The 17,026-nt window shown below is 29.7% G+C and carries 15 protein-coding genes and 2 pseudogenes; 9 read left to right on the forward strand and 8 right to left on the reverse strand.

Annotated features, from left to right (window positions below):
- Window positions 1–19 precede the first annotated feature (19 nt).
- The 5 genes and pseudogenes from BK821_RS13595 (at window position 20) to bcaP (ending at window position 5,935) form a co-directional block, all read left to right on the forward strand.
- Window positions 20–304, forward strand: a pseudogene (locus tag BK821_RS13595) (hypothetical protein).
- 4 nt (window positions 305–308) lie between these two features.
- Window positions 309–494 carry a helix-turn-helix transcriptional regulator gene (locus BK821_RS03885; RefSeq protein WP_071331252.1) on the forward strand — a complete coding sequence of 62 codons (186 nt, stop codon included), beginning with the start codon at window positions 309–311 and terminating at the stop codon, window positions 492–494.
- A gap of 518 nt (window positions 495–1,012) precedes the next feature.
- Window positions 1,013–1,879: a LysR family transcriptional regulator gene (locus BK821_RS03890; protein ID WP_071331253.1), complete on the forward strand. Its 867-nt coding sequence runs from the start codon at window positions 1,013–1,015 to the stop codon at window positions 1,877–1,879.
- A 124-nt stretch (window positions 1,880–2,003) separates the two neighbouring features.
- Window positions 2,004–3,497, forward strand: coding sequence for an FAD-dependent tricarballylate dehydrogenase TcuA (tcuA, locus tag BK821_RS03895; protein WP_071331254.1), 1,494 nt, complete (start codon window positions 2,004–2,006; stop codon window positions 3,495–3,497).
- A 1,034-nt stretch (window positions 3,498–4,531) separates the two neighbouring features.
- On the forward strand, window positions 4,532–5,935 hold the full coding sequence (gene bcaP / locus BK821_RS03900) for a branched-chain amino acid transporter BcaP (RefSeq protein WP_071331255.1): 1,404 nt from the start codon (window positions 4,532–4,534) through the stop codon (window positions 5,933–5,935).
- A 335-nt stretch (window positions 5,936–6,270) separates the two neighbouring features.
- On the opposite strand, the gene BK821_RS03905 is transcribed toward bcaP, so the two are convergent.
- Both BK821_RS03905 and BK821_RS03910 read right to left on the reverse strand, forming a co-directional pair.
- Window positions 6,271–6,507, reverse strand: coding sequence for a hypothetical protein (locus tag BK821_RS03905; protein WP_071331256.1), 237 nt, complete (start codon window positions 6,505–6,507; stop codon window positions 6,271–6,273).
- 17 nt (window positions 6,508–6,524) lie between these two features.
- Window positions 6,525–7,265, reverse strand: a complete 741-nt coding sequence (locus BK821_RS03910; protein ID WP_046837587.1) for an SDR family oxidoreductase — start codon at window positions 7,263–7,265, stop codon at window positions 6,525–6,527.
- A 410-nt stretch (window positions 7,266–7,675) separates the two neighbouring features.
- Between BK821_RS03910 and BK821_RS03915 the strand changes: the two genes are divergently transcribed.
- The 3 genes from BK821_RS03915 (at window position 7,676) to BK821_RS03925 (ending at window position 10,686) form a co-directional block, all read left to right on the forward strand.
- On the forward strand, window positions 7,676–8,245 hold the full coding sequence (locus tag BK821_RS03915; RefSeq protein ID WP_046837586.1) for an RNA polymerase sigma factor: 570 nt from the start codon (window positions 7,676–7,678) through the stop codon (window positions 8,243–8,245).
- Window positions 8,235–9,053, forward strand: coding sequence for an anti-sigma factor (locus BK821_RS03920; RefSeq protein ID WP_071331257.1), 819 nt, complete (start codon window positions 8,235–8,237; stop codon window positions 9,051–9,053). Before BK821_RS03915 ends, BK821_RS03920 begins: the two co-directional genes overlap by 11 nt.
- A 157-nt stretch (window positions 9,054–9,210) precedes the next feature.
- Window positions 9,211–10,686, forward strand: coding sequence for a Mur ligase family protein (locus BK821_RS03925; RefSeq protein WP_071331258.1), 1,476 nt, complete (start codon window positions 9,211–9,213; stop codon window positions 10,684–10,686).
- A 139-nt stretch (window positions 10,687–10,825) separates the two neighbouring features.
- On the opposite strand, the gene isaB is transcribed toward BK821_RS03925, so the two are convergent.
- The 3 genes from isaB to BK821_RS13695 form a co-directional block, all read right to left on the reverse strand.
- Window positions 10,826–12,040, reverse strand: a complete 1,215-nt coding sequence (isaB, locus tag BK821_RS13600; protein WP_071331259.1) for an immunodominant staphylococcal antigen IsaB family protein — start codon at window positions 12,038–12,040, stop codon at window positions 10,826–10,828.
- Window positions 12,041–12,198: 158 nt separating this feature from the next.
- Window positions 12,199–12,813 (reverse strand): M15 family metallopeptidase, encoded by a 615-nt coding sequence (locus BK821_RS03935; protein WP_046837582.1) that lies wholly within the window; start codon window positions 12,811–12,813, stop codon window positions 12,199–12,201.
- A 4-nt stretch (window positions 12,814–12,817) separates the two neighbouring features.
- Window positions 12,818–13,330 carry a tryptophan-rich sensory protein gene (locus tag BK821_RS13695; RefSeq protein ID WP_119604601.1) on the reverse strand — a complete coding sequence of 171 codons (513 nt, stop codon included), beginning with the start codon at window positions 13,328–13,330 and terminating at the stop codon, window positions 12,818–12,820.
- Between the two features lie 196 nt (window positions 13,331–13,526).
- On the opposite strand from BK821_RS13695, the pseudogene BK821_RS13605 reads away from it, so the two are divergent.
- Window positions 13,527–13,643: pseudogene (locus tag BK821_RS13605) on the forward strand (recombinase family protein); the annotation flags it as partial.
- 522 nt (window positions 13,644–14,165) lie between these two features.
- Here BK821_RS13605 and BK821_RS13335 read toward each other — a convergent pair.
- The 3 genes from BK821_RS13335 to BK821_RS03945 form a co-directional block, all read right to left on the reverse strand.
- Window positions 14,166–14,267 carry a type I toxin-antitoxin system Fst family toxin gene (locus tag BK821_RS13335; RefSeq protein WP_107606910.1) on the reverse strand — a complete coding sequence of 34 codons (102 nt, stop codon included), beginning with the start codon at window positions 14,265–14,267 and terminating at the stop codon, window positions 14,166–14,168.
- Between the two features lie 122 nt (window positions 14,268–14,389).
- Complete coding sequence (locus tag BK821_RS03940; RefSeq protein ID WP_071331260.1) at window positions 14,390–15,565, reverse strand: aminotransferase class I/II-fold pyridoxal phosphate-dependent enzyme; 1,176 nt, start codon at window positions 15,563–15,565, stop codon at window positions 14,390–14,392.
- Between the two features lie 40 nt (window positions 15,566–15,605).
- Window positions 15,606–16,997, reverse strand: a complete 1,392-nt coding sequence (locus tag BK821_RS03945; RefSeq protein ID WP_071331261.1) for a sodium:solute symporter family protein — start codon at window positions 16,995–16,997, stop codon at window positions 15,606–15,608.
- Window positions 16,998–17,026: the final 29 nt, after the last annotated feature.

Here is a 17,026-nt window from a genome sequence, read left to right on the forward strand (position 1 = left end):
TTCTTGTTTATAGACGGCTATAACTAATAAATATTTACCTTCAGAAACATTAGATAAAAAAAGACAACAAGATCGATATGATGAAAGACAACGTAAAATGGTTATTGAAATACTTGCTAAAAGTTTCGTTTGGATTATCTATTGTATGCTATTTACATTATTACTTAAATTTACAGGTTTATCACCAAACCTTAAAGGAAATTAGTTTTCTCAATATCCAGAAATTTTCTTTATGATTACATCACTATTTCTTATGGCTTTTAATTACTATACTACAAACAAAAAGTATACATCTAAAGGTTAAATTAATGAAAAATAGAATTAGAGAATATAGAAAACAAAAAGGAATTTCTCAAGAAACTTTAAGTAAAAACTTAAATGTATCTAGGCAAACTATCAATGCAATAGAAAATAATAAATATGATCCTACGTTAACTTTAGCTTTTAAATTAGCAAAGCAATTTGATATAACTGTTGACGAACTTTTTTCTTAAATGTTCATAATTGGGACAAAATTAGACTTTGAAACGATTAAAAGACTTCTTATTAATAAGGAGTCTTTTTTTGATATATCTTCTGATAATCGTTATTTATATTAAATGATATATGTTAATTACGTTTTGAAAATAATCTATTAAGTCATTTCAAATTGAGTATGCCATCGTTTATATGATGAATTTTATTATAATAAGCAGTTAGTCTTTCATCATAAGTGACTATGATACAAGTTATATTCTTAGTTTGTTCTCCTTATATTTTTATAATTTTCATCTTGAGTTATTTTAGATAGATGTTTGTTTTTAATAAGTACTTTTTTGAACTAGGTATTTATTAAGCGCTAGTTATAGTTAGAAAAGCTTCAATTCTTCATTTATAAGTATGTATAAAAATGATAATTCTAAAGATTTATGTAATGATTTTAGTACAGTGTCATAATAGGTTCTAATATAGATACATTATAAAAATATGATGAAAATATTTCATGATTAAATCGATTAAAGGGGAAATAGCTATGAATTTTAGAGATTTAGAGATAATAAAAACACTAGATGATGAGAAAAATATTACAAGCGCTGCGACAAAGTTATATGTATCTCAACCTTCGTTAAGTTACAAAATTAATACTATCGAACAAGAGCTTGGAGTATCCTTAATAATACGTACTAAAAAAGGCATTAGATTTACTCCTCAAGGTGATTATCTCGTTGATTATGCTAAGAAAACTTTGAATGGATTCAATGAGATGAAGGATAATCTTCATAGTATAGATAATGAAAATGAGGGCGTAATCAGACTGGGTGTTTCTCATAATTTAGCGAGATATGATTTGCCTGAATTACTTAGTAGTTTTACGAATGATTTTCACAACATTCAATTCAAAATCATTACTTCTTGGAGCCAATCTATTTATAAATTAATAGCATCTGACGAAGTTTCACTTGCAATAGTAAGGGGAGATGTACCTTGGAAAGGCTATAAAATTTTATTAGATCAAGAACCCATATGTATAATCAGCAAGGATGAGATTGATATAGAAAAATTACCTTCAAAGTCAAGGATAGCTTTTAAGACTGATAGAGGATTACAAAATACTATTGATAACTGGTGGAAAGAATCTTACAATGAGCCTCCGAATGAAGCGATGTTAATTGATAACTTAGAGTCTTGCTTGAAGCTAGTAGAAAAAGGCATGGGTTATGCAATCGCTCCCAATATCGGTATCAGAGAGCATGAAAATTTAAATATAGTACCTATAAAAAACAAAAAGAATGAAATGGTTTATAGGGATACTTGGTTATTATACAGGGAAGAAGTGGATTATCCATTAATGCATAAGTTTATTAGACATATTAAAGCATATTATAAGTATAATGATTAGCATAAGCAAAGCGTCATAACATTATTTTATGATGGTAAATAGAATATATGTATTTCCTTTCTGCTGTTTTATTAAGTAATCTAAAGTTAAATACTTTTAAATTACTTTTTATGGAGGGATATTTTTGAAGCAATATGATGTGATTGTAGTTGGAACAGGAAATGCTGCACTAATTTCAGCAATATCAGCAAAAGAGAATGGTAGTGAAGTGCTTGTATTAGAAAAAGCGCCCAAAGAAAAAAGAGGAGGAAACTCCATATTTACTGATGGAGCAATAAGGTTTGCTTACAATGATTTACAAGGGATCAAAGAAGTTGTCACAGCACTATCCGAAAGTGATTTATCAGAAATACAAATGCCTGATTATAATACCGAAGATTTTTATGAAGATATTTTAAAAGTAACTAATGGTGAGAGTAATCCAGAATTAGCCCAATTTTTATCAAATGAGTCATTTGAAACTATTTTATGGATGAAAAAACAGGGAGTAGAGTTTCAATTAAATGAAAATCAATACTTTGAAATTAATGGAAATAAAAGTTTTTGGGGTGGCTTACCTATAAAGACAGTGGATAAAGGGATAGGATTAATGAAATCTTTATTTAATAGAGCCCAAGAACTAGGTATTGATATTATATATAGTGCTGAAGTTAATAAAATCGAAATGAATCATAATAAAGTATCAGCAGTAACTTACGTGGATAATAATAAGCAAAGGATAACTGTAAATACTGAGGCTATTATATTAGCATGCGGCAGTTTTGAAGCGAGTATGGATAAAAGGGTTAAATATCTAGGTGAAGAATGGGAAAAAGCAATCGTTAGAGGCACCGAATATAACACGGGCGACGGAATAGAAATAGCGACAGAAATTGGAGCTAATAAAGCAGGTCACTATGATGGTTGTCATGCTCATACTACAGATTATAATGCTCCTAAGGTGGGGGATTTTTCAAAACCTGGTGATATTTATAAAAAATCATCTTATCCGCTGGGCTTAATCATTAATAAAAATGGAAAGAGATTTGTAGATGAAGGTGCTGATTTTAGAAATTATACTTATGCAAAATATGGAAAAGAGACTTTGAAACAACCTGATCAAAAAGCTTTTCAAATTTTTGATTCCCAAGTCAGCCCTATGTTGAGAAAAGAATATAATTTAAAAGAAGCGACTAAGATTGTAGCGAACACACTAGAAGAACTAGCTACAAAAATGAATATCAATCCTAATGATTTTGTTGAAATGATTAATGAGTATAACTCTAGTGTTCAGGACGGAGACTATAACCCAAGTGTGAAAGATGGTAAATCTACAAAAGGTATTAGCCCAGAAAAGACGAATTGGGCTTTAAAATTTGATCAAGCCCCTTATTATGCGTTTCCTATTACATGTGGCATTACTTTTACATTTGGCGGTATCTCTACAAATACTAAAACTGAAGTTTTGGATGAACAAAACAATGTGATAGCTGGATTATTTGTAGCAGGAGAAATGGTAGGGGGATTGTTTTATCATAATTATCCAGGGGGATCTGGTTTAATGTCAGGTTCAGTTTTTGGTAAAAGAGCTGGAAAATCAGCGGCAGAATATGCGCAAAAGAACAAAGTAGATAATTGAGCATCATTTTTACACAATATATAAACATATGTGCTATTACATTTTGTAATATCTAAATTGACTATGTGTTGCAAATAAATATCCATTAGCGACAAGCGTGCATGATGAATTATTTAGGAACCAGTTGCTCTTGATTGCTCTGGATGTTTCAACACAATACGAAATAATGCGGATGCAAGAATATCATTAATTAACGTAAATTAGTATTAAAAATAATATCTTGTTACTTTCAAAAATATTACTTGTATTAAAATATATTATGAAAGTAGGAATAAATATGAAAATATCAACCGACTTACGTGAAGAAAAACAACTAAGTATTTCAAAACTTGTGATTCTATTGAATGAAAAATATGGAAAATGCTATCAAAATTATCAAATTTTCAATTGAGAAAATGGTCATAAGATAATACCACAACAAGATTTAGAAATTTTATGTGATTATTATGAATATCCTTTGGAAAAGCAAAGATAAATTGAAATATAGTTTGTTAATAACAATGGTTCATATATAATCAGACTCTACGTTTTATTCAACATAACGTATTAAAAGACTGGAAAACAGTGAAATATTATTTATCTTTGTTTGAAAATACATTAAAGGGTGGTTTTATAATATTATTGATATTGAAAAGCAAAAGCTAGAATTAATTCATATTAGAGAAGGTTTTTACAGGATAATGAAAGAAAGTTTTGAACGTATTGATGATACGAGTAAGCCGAATTTAAATTTAAATAAAGATACCCATTGCTATTAAGTGTAACGATGGGAGTATACAATTATATGTTACTAGTTAAATAAAATTTAATCATGCAGTGTAGCCAGTAGCCAACTTAAAAAGCCACCCATAACTCCATCTCCTTTTCATGAGATTCTACAAATTTGAACTATGAGGGTAGCCACAATACCAAATATTTGTAAGGTTAAATAACGTAACCTGTCAGTTAATCTTACAGAGTTTTTAATATTATACATAATTCATGTAATATCATTCGTATGGTGTATATTAAAACTTTGGTTAAGGGGGCATTATATGAATATTTTACAAAAGAAGGATATTTATAGCGTAGTAAAAATTTCAGATACAAAACTACAAAAAAGTTTAACAACATTTGATTTAACAATGCTTGGAATAGGTGCAATCATTGGAACAGGTATTTTCGTATTAACTGGAACGGGGGCATTAAAAGCAGGTCCGGGGTTAATGTTTGCTTTCATTTTAGCTGCACTTGCATGTTTATTTGCTGCACTATGTTATGCGGAGTTTGCATCTATGGTTCCGATAGCTGGTTCAGCTTATACATATACATATACGACAATTGGTGAAATATTCGCTTTTATTATTGGATGGGATTTAGCTTTAGAATATATGCTTGGTGTAAGTACAGTATCAGTAGGTTGGTCGGGGTATTTCCAATCATTTTTAGCAGGCTTTGGAATACATATCCCGGCAAAATTAACAGCGGCACCCGGTTTAATGACAACTGGACACGTAGAAGGCGTGTTTAATTTACCAGCGTTTTTAATTGTGATGCTAATTACCTTTTTAATTGCAATGGGCATTAAAGAAACAAAAAGGGTAAATAATATAATGGTTATTGTAAAAATTGCCGTAGTAGTACTTTTTATTTGTGTAGCAATTTTTTATGTTAAACCAGATAATTTAGCACCTGTATTACCATATGGGTTTTCTGGTGTATTTACTGCTGCCGCGACTGTGTTTTTCGCTTTTATAGGATTCGATGCTGTATCCTCAAGTACAGAAGAAACCATCAATCCAGCTAAAACAATGCCTAAAGGTATTATCATCTCTTTAGCTATTTGTACCGTTTTATACGTTATTGTGTCATTAATCATGACAGGCGTTGTACCTTTTAAAATGTTTAGTCATTACGAAGATCATCCAGTATCAGCAGTGCTTAAATATTCTGGACAAAACTGGATTTCCGGTATTATAGACATTGGAGCTATATTAGGTATGACAACAGTTATGCTCGTTATGCTATATGGTCAAACACGTGTGACATACGCTATGTCTAAAGATGGACTGATGCCTGGAATTTTTTCAAAGGTTAGTAGTAAGACAGATACGCCCTTTATTTCGACTTGGATATTTGGTTTAATTTCAGCATTGTTAGGTGGATTTGTTTCTATTGAAACTTTATCAGAAATGGTAAATATCGGGACATTATCTGCCTTTATATTAGTAGCTATAGCAATTATTGTTTTACGTAAGAAGTCTCCAGATTTAGAAAGAAAATTCAAATGCCCATCTGTACCTATTATTCCTATTGCTGCTGTAATATTTTGTCTGTTTTTAATATTAAATTTAAATCCGGTAACTTGGGTTAGATTTGGTATATGGTTATTCATTGGTCTTGTAGTTTATTTTACTTACTCTCAAAAACGTTCCACGATTAAAAATAAAACTAGCTAAACAGTCATTTGCCGTTATTGTATTTTATATATTTTTAATAATTAAATATATTTATGTAAATCTACTACAAATCCTGAAAGTGAATTCGAAGAATTCAAACACCATCATGGCGCAACTTCATATCATCCTAAAATAGATTGTTATTAAGACAAAATTTAATTATGAAACAAAAATAGACTCCTTATTCATAAAGGAGTCTATTTTTTACTTCTGATAATCATCGATTATGTAAAGTGATAACTTATTTAGAAATAAAACAAGAGTGTACAGAAATCGATTCACTTCATGTACACTCTACATTTAGGCTGTTTTAACTATCATAATAAGAAAGTTATTTAATTTAAATAAAGATATAAGTTTGTAAATTGTTCTTCATCATTATATTTATTTACAATATCAAAAATATTTTGATCAGTTATCTCAATTTGGTCTTCCTTCAATTCGTCAACAATATTAGTAACACTAAAATCACTAACATTTGATTTGATTTTATTATCGTAATGCGTTAGTACACTAAATATTTTAACTTTTTGAGATTCGCTATAATTATAATTATCAAGAATATTTGTCATAATTTATCACTTCCCAATTATAGATTTTGACTACTAGGACGAATTATAAATTCATTTACAGATGATTCCTCGGGTTCGTTAATTGCGTAATTAATAGCTCTTGCAATAGCATCTGGTTTAATTGCATCTTTATATACTTCATCAATACCTTGTTTCATCTCTTTATCGCTAATATGGTCTGTTAATTCAGTATCAATAGCGCCTGGAGAAAGGATTGTAGTTCTAATATTTGAACCTACTGCAGCTTCTTCTTGTCTTAATCCTTCAGTTATCGCTCTTACTGCATATTTGGTACCACTATAAACAGCGCTACCTGGGAAAACGACATGACCCGCTACAGAAGCCAAATTAATAATATGACCTGATTTTTGTTTTCTCATGTAGGGCAATACTGCACCAATGCCGTAAAGTACCCCTTTAATATTCACATCGATCATTTGGTTCCATTCATCTTGTTTATTCTTTTCTAAAAACGATTGAGGCATAAGACCAGCGTTATTAATTAATACATCTACACGTCCAAAATCATTATACGCTGTTTCAATTAATGCATTTACTTCATCTGGCTGCGTTACGTCAGTTTTTTTAATGCTTACATTATGATGACCTATTTTTTGTTGTATTTTTTCTAAGCGATCTAAACGTCTTGCTCCTAAAACAAGTTTAGCTCCATTTTCAGATAGTAAACTTACTGTTTCCTCTCCAATTCCACTAGACGCACCAGTTATAACGACTACTTTATCTTTTACATTATTCATTATTTTACCTCCTTGGTGAATACAATTATATATTTCACCATATTATAGTTATCAAAACATCCTTGGTATTTTCAATCCCAATAGTTATAACTACAATTTTTAAAATAATGAAAGCTACACTAGAATAGACTGTTTTAAACCTTTACTTAATAAATAAGTGTTTATGAATTTTTTAATTATAACTATTTTAATTAAAATAGCTATATATAACTTCTAATGATAAAGTGATTAATAGACTTACACTTAATAAAATAATTTTTATTTTTTAGAATACACCTAAATATAAAATGTTTATCTATAGAACTGAACTTTTTATATTTATATTACGTATATTTAGTGCAAACTAAAAAAATAAAGATATAGGATGGATATTTCTAATTGTTTTATTTTTAAAACAAGGAGGGGACAAAATGGTAGATGAAAATGATTTATATAAAATGATAGTAGAAACAAATGATAGTAAAAGTCTAGAAATCCTATATGACCGATACGAGTCGCTATTATTTAATTTGGCTTATAAAATAACACAAGATGTGCAATCTAGCGAAGAGGTTTTACAGGATGTTTTTATGAAAATTTGGAAGCAAAAAGCAATTTTCAATCCTGAAAAGGGGAAATTATCAACTTGGCTTATTACATTATGTCGTAATAGAGCTATTGATGCTATAAGGAAGAAAAAAAACATAGAAAGTCAATTTGATGAGGACTTCCAAGGTATACAAACTAATAGTCTACCTGAATATGATTTGTTAAATAAAGAAACCTCAGAAGAAATTAATAAACGGATTACATTTTTAAATATAGATCAACAAAAAATTATTTCTTTATTTTATTATAAAGGCTTAAGTCAGCAAGAAATTGCCAATAAATTAGATATACCTTTAGGTACTGTAAAAAGTCGTCTAAGGCTGTCAATCCAACATTTAAATAGCTACTTTAAAAAGGTTTTGAGAAAGGAGAGTGAAGAAAATGAAGGATAACAAAGTTGATGAAATATATGATTATTTCAATGATAAATTGAGCGAAAGCGAAAAAGAGCGCGTTGAAGAAGAATTGAATTTATCATCTGAAAGCCATAAGACTTTGAAAGATATCGAAATTCTTCACGATACACTTCCTTATAAAAATAAACAGGTTGAACCTCCGATAGGAATGAAACAAAGAATTTTAGAATCAGTTTTAAATGAAGAAAAAACTTCAGATAAAGATATAAAAAATGAAAATCAAGAAGAGGGTTTTAATTCTACTAATTCAGAAACCAATAACCAATTTCAACAACATATAAATGTATCGACACAGGATAATAAAAAGCATAAAAGTGCTGTTATTAAGCGTTTTTCTGTAGGTATTATAGCGGCGATGTTGTTGTTATCTCTTATTGGCAATGGCGTCCAATTTTGGGGGAATAAAGAACCAAAAAATCAATCTACTTCAATGATAAACACCGGCGACGCTAAAGCCATCAACCTAAAATCTATGAGTAATGACAAAACGCAAGGTCAAGCCTACCTTTCGAATACGAATAATAAAACAGATAGAAAATTAATAGTTGAAGCCAAAGATATTGAAACTACAAAAGGCAACCAAGTGTACCAAGTCTGGGTATTAAAAGATAATAAACCTTACCCAGCAGGCGCGTTTTCTAGTGGAAACAATAAAGGGATGGTTGTTTTTGACTTGAGTAATATAGACATTGATAAGAATGATAAAATTGCTCTTACACTGGAACCTTCTCCTAATAATACTGAACCTAAAGGACAAATGGTTATGGCGAGTAGTGAGATTTAATCTTATTATTATGATATTTTAAATTTATTGAAAAGGATCACAAATCCATGTGATCCTTTTTTTATATTTATACGTATATTTTGTAATTACTTTTTGATAAATAAACTGAAGTTTTAACTAATATTACAAAATAACTGAAGATGTTGGGTGAAAATTAATGCAAATTACTATTAAAGATATTCTATTATCAATTGAAAAAAACACAATTACAAATACTAAGTGTATTAATTTTAATATGGATAAAATTTGTCAAAAGATTACATCAATGTACCAAGATATACAGCAAAATACTATTTTTATGTTGAAAGACTCAGATAATGCGGCCTATTATGCTCAATGCGCTAATGAAATGAAACCTTTGATTATGATTACCAATTCCTCTCCAACTAAACTTAATCACCTAGAATTTAACGTTCCTATTATATATATAAATGATTTTCCTAGCGTAGCCAACAATCTAGTAAAATTATTCTACGGAACAGCCATTGATGGACTAAACTTTATTGCGGTTACAGGGACCAATGGTAAGACAACGACGAGTCATATGATTGGGAATTTATTAACACAGTTGGGTAAAAAGGTTGCTATTATTGGAACGTTAGGGGTGTTTGACTGTAATTATGAAAAGATGAAATTTAATCACACAACTCAAACCACGCCAATGTATTTTGAAATGGGTGAAATTATAGAATATTTTTATTACAAAAATTATGACTATATTATATACGAAGCAACATCGATAGCTTTAGACCAACAACGTACAGATTTTATTCAGAATGCTTTAGCAGTATTCACTAATTTTAGTCCTGAACATCTCGAATACCATGGTACTATGAATAATTATTTAAAAGCTAAATTGAGATTAAATGAGTTGAGCCAATTAAATTTAGTTAATTTAGACACGCCTGAATATAACACTATTGTGAAAGATAAATGGCATTTTTCGAATAAACAGCAAGCCTATTATCAATATAATATCGGTGATAGTCATATAGATATGACAATTGATAAAGATAGTTTTTGTATTAAACCAAACTTTAAAGGAGGGCATAACTATATTAATTTAGCTACAAGTATTTTTAGTTTGCATAAATTAGGTTTTGATATTAGAGAAATTATTAAAGCTTCGACTGTTATTGGCTCGCCATTACATCGTTTCCAAGTTATTGAAATAGAGGATTATACGATTATATTAGATTTTGCACATACAGCTTTAGCAATTAAAGAGTCAATTAATAATGCTTTGCAGTATACTGAAAGTATAGGGAAAAAATTAAATACAATGGTCACAGGAATAGGTTTAAGAGGTTTTGACAAAATAGGAATGACTGTAGCCGAGTTACCTCAAGGTGTTCATAAGTTGATGCTTGCTGCTGAACAAGTAGGATATGAAGACCCTAAAGTGATTGTTGATTTTATGACTGAACATTTACCGCATAGTTATAAAAAAAATAGTGTGTTAAAGTGTTCCTCACGAAAAGAAGGGATACGAACACTTCTGTATGAAACAAATAAAAATAATGAGGTAATTTTACTTACGGGTATTAATGAACCACAAAACTATAAAGGGACAAAATATGATCATGATGACCAGACATACATTAAAACATTATTACAAAAACATAAATTTTAAAGCATTGTAATTATATAAATAGGTGAGAGGCTTATTTATATAATATATCCTTAAATTAGAATCGATTTTATTGTTTTAACTTTAAAAAATCATAAAAAAAAGCCTCAGTTGAGGCCTTTTTTTATGGAGTTATTGAAGATTAACTAATCATTACTTTCATTAAATAACCTTGGTTATCGAAGAATGCTTTATACATACCATTATTTGTTGTATAAGTTAGATAAGAGCCATCATTTGTTTGGCCTTCATCAGCCATATGGTTAGACATGTGTTCTTTTTTGAACATATCTTTACTTATTGTATTTTCTTTTGTATCGAAAGTGATGTGAACGACTTGTCCATCTTTATTCATATCTATCATTGTGTCATTAACTTTTTTACTTGTAGCAATATCTTTATCATTAGCTGCTGTATTAACTTTGTACCCGTCAATCATCACATTATCGTGTTTTAGTGCTCTTACAAAATCATAATTTTGGGTAAAATGTCCATCATATGTTGTATAACCAGTGTAATTATAATATGGCATCATTGTTTTTTGTGCCGCATTATCCATGTTGTGATTCATAGACATATCTTCTTGGTTCATATTGCCGTTCATATCATCCATGTTGTGATTCATAGGCATATCTTCTTGATTCATATTGCCGTTCATATCATCCATGTTGTGATTCATAGGCATATCTTCTTGGTTCATATTGCCGTTCATATCATCCATGTTGTGATTCATAGGCATATCTTCTTGGTTCATATTGCCGTTCATATCATCCATGTTGTGATTCATAGGCATATCTTCTTGGTTCATATTGCCGTTCATATCATCCATGTTGTGATTCATAGGCATATCTTCTTGGTTCATATTGCCGTTCATATCATCCATGTTGTGATTCATAGGCATATCTTCTTGGTTCATATTGCCGTTCATATCATCCATGTTGTGATTCATAGGCATATCTTCTTGGTTCATATTGCCGTTCATATCATCCATGTTGTGATTCATAGGCATATCTTCTTGGTTCATATTGCCGTTCATATCATCCATGTTGTGATTCATAGGCATATCTTCTTGGTTCATATTGCCGTTCATATCATCCATGTTGTGATTCATAGGCATATCTTCTTGGTTCATATTGCCGTTCATATCATCCATGTTGTGATTCATAGGCATATCTTCTTGGTTCATATTGCCGTTCGTATCATCCATGTTGTGATTCATAGGCATATCTTCCTGATTCATATTGTTGTTTGTAGTATTCGCGTGTGCTGTATTACTGCCACCTAATCCATTACTTGCTCCTAACAATAAACCTGTAGCTAATACTGATGATGAAAATACTAATAATTTGTTATTCATAAATCTTCACCCCTTTTTAATATTTTATGAATCACTCTTGTTTCCTAACCATTGTTAAAACTCACGAATAAAAACAATTAGATTCTTTTAATCTTACGTCTTACATTAAAATATACGTATTTTTGTCTTGTTAAGTTTACTTTTTATAAAAAATTGTTTTAAATTAAGTCAAAGTATTCTTCAAGGGTGAGATTTTTATTTACTATTTCCATGGCATCTTCTTTACCTACATATCTTATATGCCAAGGTTCATACATAAATTCTGTAATGTCTTCTTTACCTTTGGGGTATCGGATAATAAACCCATAGAAATGTGCGTTATCTTGAAGCCACTTGCTTTCTTTTGTAAATTGAAACTGTTCTTTTATTGATTCATCTAATCCGGGGGAGGCAACGTCAAAAGCTAAACCTGTTTGATGTTCAGAATATCCTGGCTCAGCGCTATAAGTTTTCGCTTTTTCTAGACCATCACGACGAACATACATATTGAATAACCGCATTTGTTTTAAATATGATCGAAAACCACTAATAATAATTAGTTGGAACCCTTGGTTTCGGGCGTCTTTAATCATAAGTTTTAAAGCGTTTCTTGCCTTTAATTTTGGAAAAGGTATATAAAATGGGCAAACTTTATAATCTCTGTTTACAATAATTTGATTATTTACATAATATGCGCCATTCCTTTTCATAACAGTATTACGTTTTTCTTTTTTCTTATTTTTAAATGAATAGATTGTAGTAAAAATAGCTACAGCTAGAACGAATTTTTTCATATAATCACCTTTTATATAGTTTTTTATTTAATGACCAAAAATGTATATTTAAATATATTTCATAGATAATCCAGGATAAATGTATTCCTAAAAGTAAACGGATAAAATTTTTCTTTTTGGTGACTGATTTAATACTCACTATCATAAATAGAAATTGAACTATTTTGATTACAAGTGAGAGCAAAAATGATTGATGTTTGAAAAAGATTAAATACCAAAAGCTCTGTGCTATTAATTGGACGTTATAAGCTAAAAAGAAAATTTTTTTATAGTATGAATGTGAAAGCGTAAGAGTAACACTCGAAATCATATTCACTATTATCCATATTAAAGGAAGCAACAAACTATTAATAATATATTTGTTTTTTTGTAAACGCTCGTATTTTTCTTCGTTGTTTTTTATAGAGAAATTAGAAATTTGGAAGATAATAAATAAAGGGTAGAAAAATTTTAATAATATTAAGGGGATTTTCAAATAATCATTCCTTTTCGTGAGGCATATAATAAATTTTTGCATTTTCAATTTTTGGCTTATTTAATCAACAATATAGATAAATTCCCAATAAGTCGAATTATATCAGGTCAACTTCAATATTATTAAACCAACTTTACTCAAAACAACGTAAATTCTACTTTTTACTATTCTGTCTGTATGCAAGTGTATTCAATAGTTAATATCGCTATGATCTTATTTATCTTAGGGGAGATGTTAGTATTTACGTGAAGACGATATTTTAGTTAACTATAAACTAGATTCTCTTGAACGTATAACAAAACAGTTAATCGAGCTATCGTCATGGTTGGATGATAATCGTATTGATTTAAATATCTTCTATTATGTAAAATAAAGTATTTAGATTAAAAAAGTTAAAGTATCCTAACATGTTGGATAGTAGTTTTTTCAGGAATAAAAGTATGTTTGGACTTAATATATAATTCAGCTGAATTATTATTTATATTTACTCGATAATAGTTCATACTTCCACTACCTTGGTTATCACTTTTACTTATAATAGATATCTTTTGCTTTTTCCTTAAAAAATTATAAGTTTTATCATCTCTAGAAATTTGTTTTAAATTATTGTCTTTATGGTTCTCAACATAATTATTTAATTGGTTTTCACTTTGATGTAAAGTCTACTTATCAAAAAACAAAAAACTCACAGATAAATATATAGTGATTAATAGTATTAAAATCACGCTAGCATAAATAAATTTCTTCAAATTACATCTCCTTTCAAGAACACTATTTTACATCCTCACTTACTATGGTGTTAAGCATGAAAAAACCGAGCCCGATAACTATTCATAGTAGTTATCGGGCTTTTTGGTGTATTGACTATGTCGTCTAATTATTTATCACGCTTATTCAGCCAATAAGAAAACCACGTGAGTACACTTCTTACTATAATAGGAGCTATTAAAGCTACAAATATGATGTCATCTTCTTCCATGATAATCACAGCACAGAAGTAAAAAAACGACTTCACAATTATATCATCTGTATCTTTTGAAGCAGATGCACTTCCAATAAATTAAATATCGTTTAATTAAACTAATTTAGAGTTTAAATATACTATTCCATATTAGCTTCTTTGTTTTTATAGTTTTCTAAAAAACGCTGTAATCTATTACATGCTTCTTTTATTTCTTGCATCGTACAAGCAAACGATAATCTAATATGACCTTCGCCAAATTCTGAAAAGGATTTTCCAGGCACTACGGCCAATTGTTCTGATTCTAAAAGTTGTGTACAAAATGCAAATGAGTCTTTATTATATTGACTAACATCTGGAAAAATATAAAAGGCGCCTTCAGGTTTTTCAACAGGTAAGCCCATTTTTTGAATCCGACTATATATATAGTTACGTCGTTCTAAATAAGCTTGATTCATTTTTTTTATATCTTCATTTCCATTTTTCAACGCACTTATTGCTCCATATTGACTTGGCGTAGCAACACATATCGAATTGTATAAATGTACTGTTGTTACTTCTTCGATTAAACGCGGTGTGGATAATACATAGCCTACTCTTGCACCTGTTAATGCGTGAGATTTGGATAAACCATTTACTACAAATAATTGATTTCGAATTGATGGAAATTCCATAAACGAATGATGTTTATGGTCATAAACATTTTCACTGTATATTTCATCAGTAATAATATAAACACCTGTATCTTCAAGCACATTTACAATAGATGCTATCTCTTCATATGTTAACGTCGTTCCCGTTGGATTTGTTGGATAATTAAATATAATTGCTTTTGTATCTTCGGTAATAGCCTGTTTAACGTTTGTAGCTGTAGGCTTAAACTTTGTACTTGTAGTATCTACAAGTTTAACATTACAACCTGCTAATTTTATGATAGGTTCATAACCTAAATACGTAGGAGAGGGCAAAATAACTTCATCTCCTGGATTTAATATTGTCCTCAATATGTCATCGATACCCTCGGACCCACCATTTGTCACTACAATTTCATTTTCAGGATTATAATATGTTTGATGTCTATCAAATGTGTATTTTGAAATAGCTTCTCTTAACTCTAGTAGCCCTTTATTATGTGTATAGCGTAATTTATTATCTTGTATTGCTGTGATCATAGCTTCTTTAATATATTCAGCTGGTTCAAAACCCGATTGCCCTAAAGTTAAATCAATACTATTGGCGTATTGATCCACTTTATTTGCAAACTGACGTGTACCAGGAACTTCAATATCATAAATATATTGGTTTAATGATTTCATTGAGAAACCTCCTTTAATTTAATAGACGGTTCACATTGAATTAAAAGTTATTTTTTTTCTTTGCTAAATGATTATCATAATAGGATACACCAAGTAATGTAATTGTATTTAAAACAATAGCATAAATAATCGTTACATTTGAACTCGGGCCAACAATAATTAAACTTAAGAAGACTGTAATGATACTCACTAGAATCGCTAAAAATGCTGCTCTCTCTGTAATCCATTTAATAAATAATCCTAGTATAACTGGCATAAAAATAGCTCCCGTTAATATAGCATAAGCGATATCTATTGCAACAAGAACCTGTTTAATCGAAATTGCAATAATAATTGCAATAATAGCTAAGCATAAAGTCGTTAAACGGGTTAATAATAAAAATCTATCGTCATTGATATTTTTAAAGAAAAATGGTTTTAATATATCATTTGAAATAATTGTTGATGAGGCGAGTAATGTACCTGAAGCCGTGGACATTATTGCAGCTGCTAAAGCAGCAAATACAATACCTAATAAACCGGGCTGTAATGTCTCAAACGCCATATGTGTAAAAACATTTTGCGTGTTTTGAATATTTGGAAATAAAATATACGCACACATTCCTATAATTACCATAATTATTGAATATAATGCACTATAAATACCTACTAAAACACCAGAAGTTTTAGCAATTCGTTTTGTTTTCCCTGTAAAGAAACGTTGCCATATATCTTGGCCTACCATAACTCCAAGTGTATATGTTATAAAGTAATTAAAAATTTCATTCATTCCAATATTGGTGAAACTTAAATGTGAAGAGGGCAATGAACTAAATAATTCTTCGAATCCACCAACACTATGTACGCTTACTGGTAACATAATGAAAAACATTCCAATTGTCATAACAGAAAACTGAATAAAATCAGTAATAGATAGTGTCCACATGCCGCCAAGTATTGTGTAAATAAAAACCACACTACCACCCACAAGAATAGCTACTTCCATATCCCAGTGGAATATAACAGATACTAATGAACCAATGGCGATTACTTGCGTAACACTTATCATTAATGTGTATATTGCTGTAACAATAGCGCCTATAATACGGACCTTAGAACCAAATAATTTATACAACAATTCATTTATTGTAATAATTTCCATATTTAAAATTCTACTTAAAAAAAGCAATCCAAAAATTGTGATACCAGCACCTAATGCAAATACAAACCAAAATCCAGAAAAACCAATTTCGTAACCTAGTTGCGATGAACCAATTGTGGAAGAACCACCTAAAAATACAGCTGTCAAACAACCAAATAACATAAATACACCTAAGTTACTATCAGCAAGCATATATTTCTTTGAAGATTTCGCTTTCACTACACCTAAAACACCAATTGATATCAACACGAAAAAATATACTGCAAATATTATAAAGTCTATATTCGTCATAAGCTTTACCAACTTTCTTTAATATAAAA

The sequence above is a fragment of the Staphylococcus sp. LCT-H4 genome, from assembly GCF_001866145.1.
GTDB classification, from domain to species: Bacteria; Bacillota; Bacilli; order Staphylococcales; family Staphylococcaceae; genus Staphylococcus; species Staphylococcus succinus.

Bases quoted from the DNA above. Each gene is read 5' to 3' on its own strand.
- BK821_RS03885 (WP_071331252.1), top strand. From the start codon at position 309: ATGAAAAATAGAATTAGAGAATATAGAAAACAAAAAGGAATTTCTCAA.
- BK821_RS03890 (WP_071331253.1), top strand. From the start codon at position 1,013: ATGAATTTTAGAGATTTAGAGATAATAAAAACACTAGATGATGAGAAA.
- bcaP (WP_071331255.1), top strand. From the start codon at position 4,532: ATGAATATTTTACAAAAGAAGGATATTTATAGCGTAGTAAAAATTTCA.
- BK821_RS03905 (WP_071331256.1), bottom strand. From the start codon at position 6,507: ATGACAAATATTCTTGATAATTATAATTATAGCGAATCTCAAAAAGTT.
- BK821_RS03910 (WP_046837587.1), bottom strand. From the start codon at position 7,265: ATGAATAATGTAAAAGATAAAGTAGTCGTTATAACTGGTGCGTCTAGT.
- BK821_RS03915 (WP_046837586.1), top strand. From the start codon at position 7,676: ATGGTAGATGAAAATGATTTATATAAAATGATAGTAGAAACAAATGAT.
- BK821_RS03920 (WP_071331257.1), top strand. From the start codon at position 8,235: ATGAAGGATAACAAAGTTGATGAAATATATGATTATTTCAATGATAAA.
- BK821_RS03925 (WP_071331258.1), top strand. From the start codon at position 9,211: ATGCAAATTACTATTAAAGATATTCTATTATCAATTGAAAAAAACACA.
- isaB (WP_071331259.1), bottom strand. From the start codon at position 12,040: ATGAATAACAAATTATTAGTATTTTCATCATCAGTATTAGCTACAGGT.
- BK821_RS03935 (WP_046837582.1), bottom strand. From the start codon at position 12,813: ATGAAAAAATTCGTTCTAGCTGTAGCTATTTTTACTACAATCTATTCA.
- BK821_RS13695 (WP_119604601.1), bottom strand. From the start codon at position 13,330: ATGCAAAAATTTATTATATGCCTCACGAAAAGGAATGATTATTTGAAA.
- BK821_RS13335 (WP_107606910.1), bottom strand. From the start codon at position 14,267: ATGGAAGAAGATGACATCATATTTGTAGCTTTAATAGCTCCTATTATA.
- BK821_RS03940 (WP_071331260.1), bottom strand. From the start codon at position 15,565: ATGAAATCATTAAACCAATATATTTATGATATTGAAGTTCCTGGTACA.
- BK821_RS03945 (WP_071331261.1), bottom strand. From the start codon at position 16,997: ATGACGAATATAGACTTTATAATATTTGCAGTATATTTTTTCGTGTTG.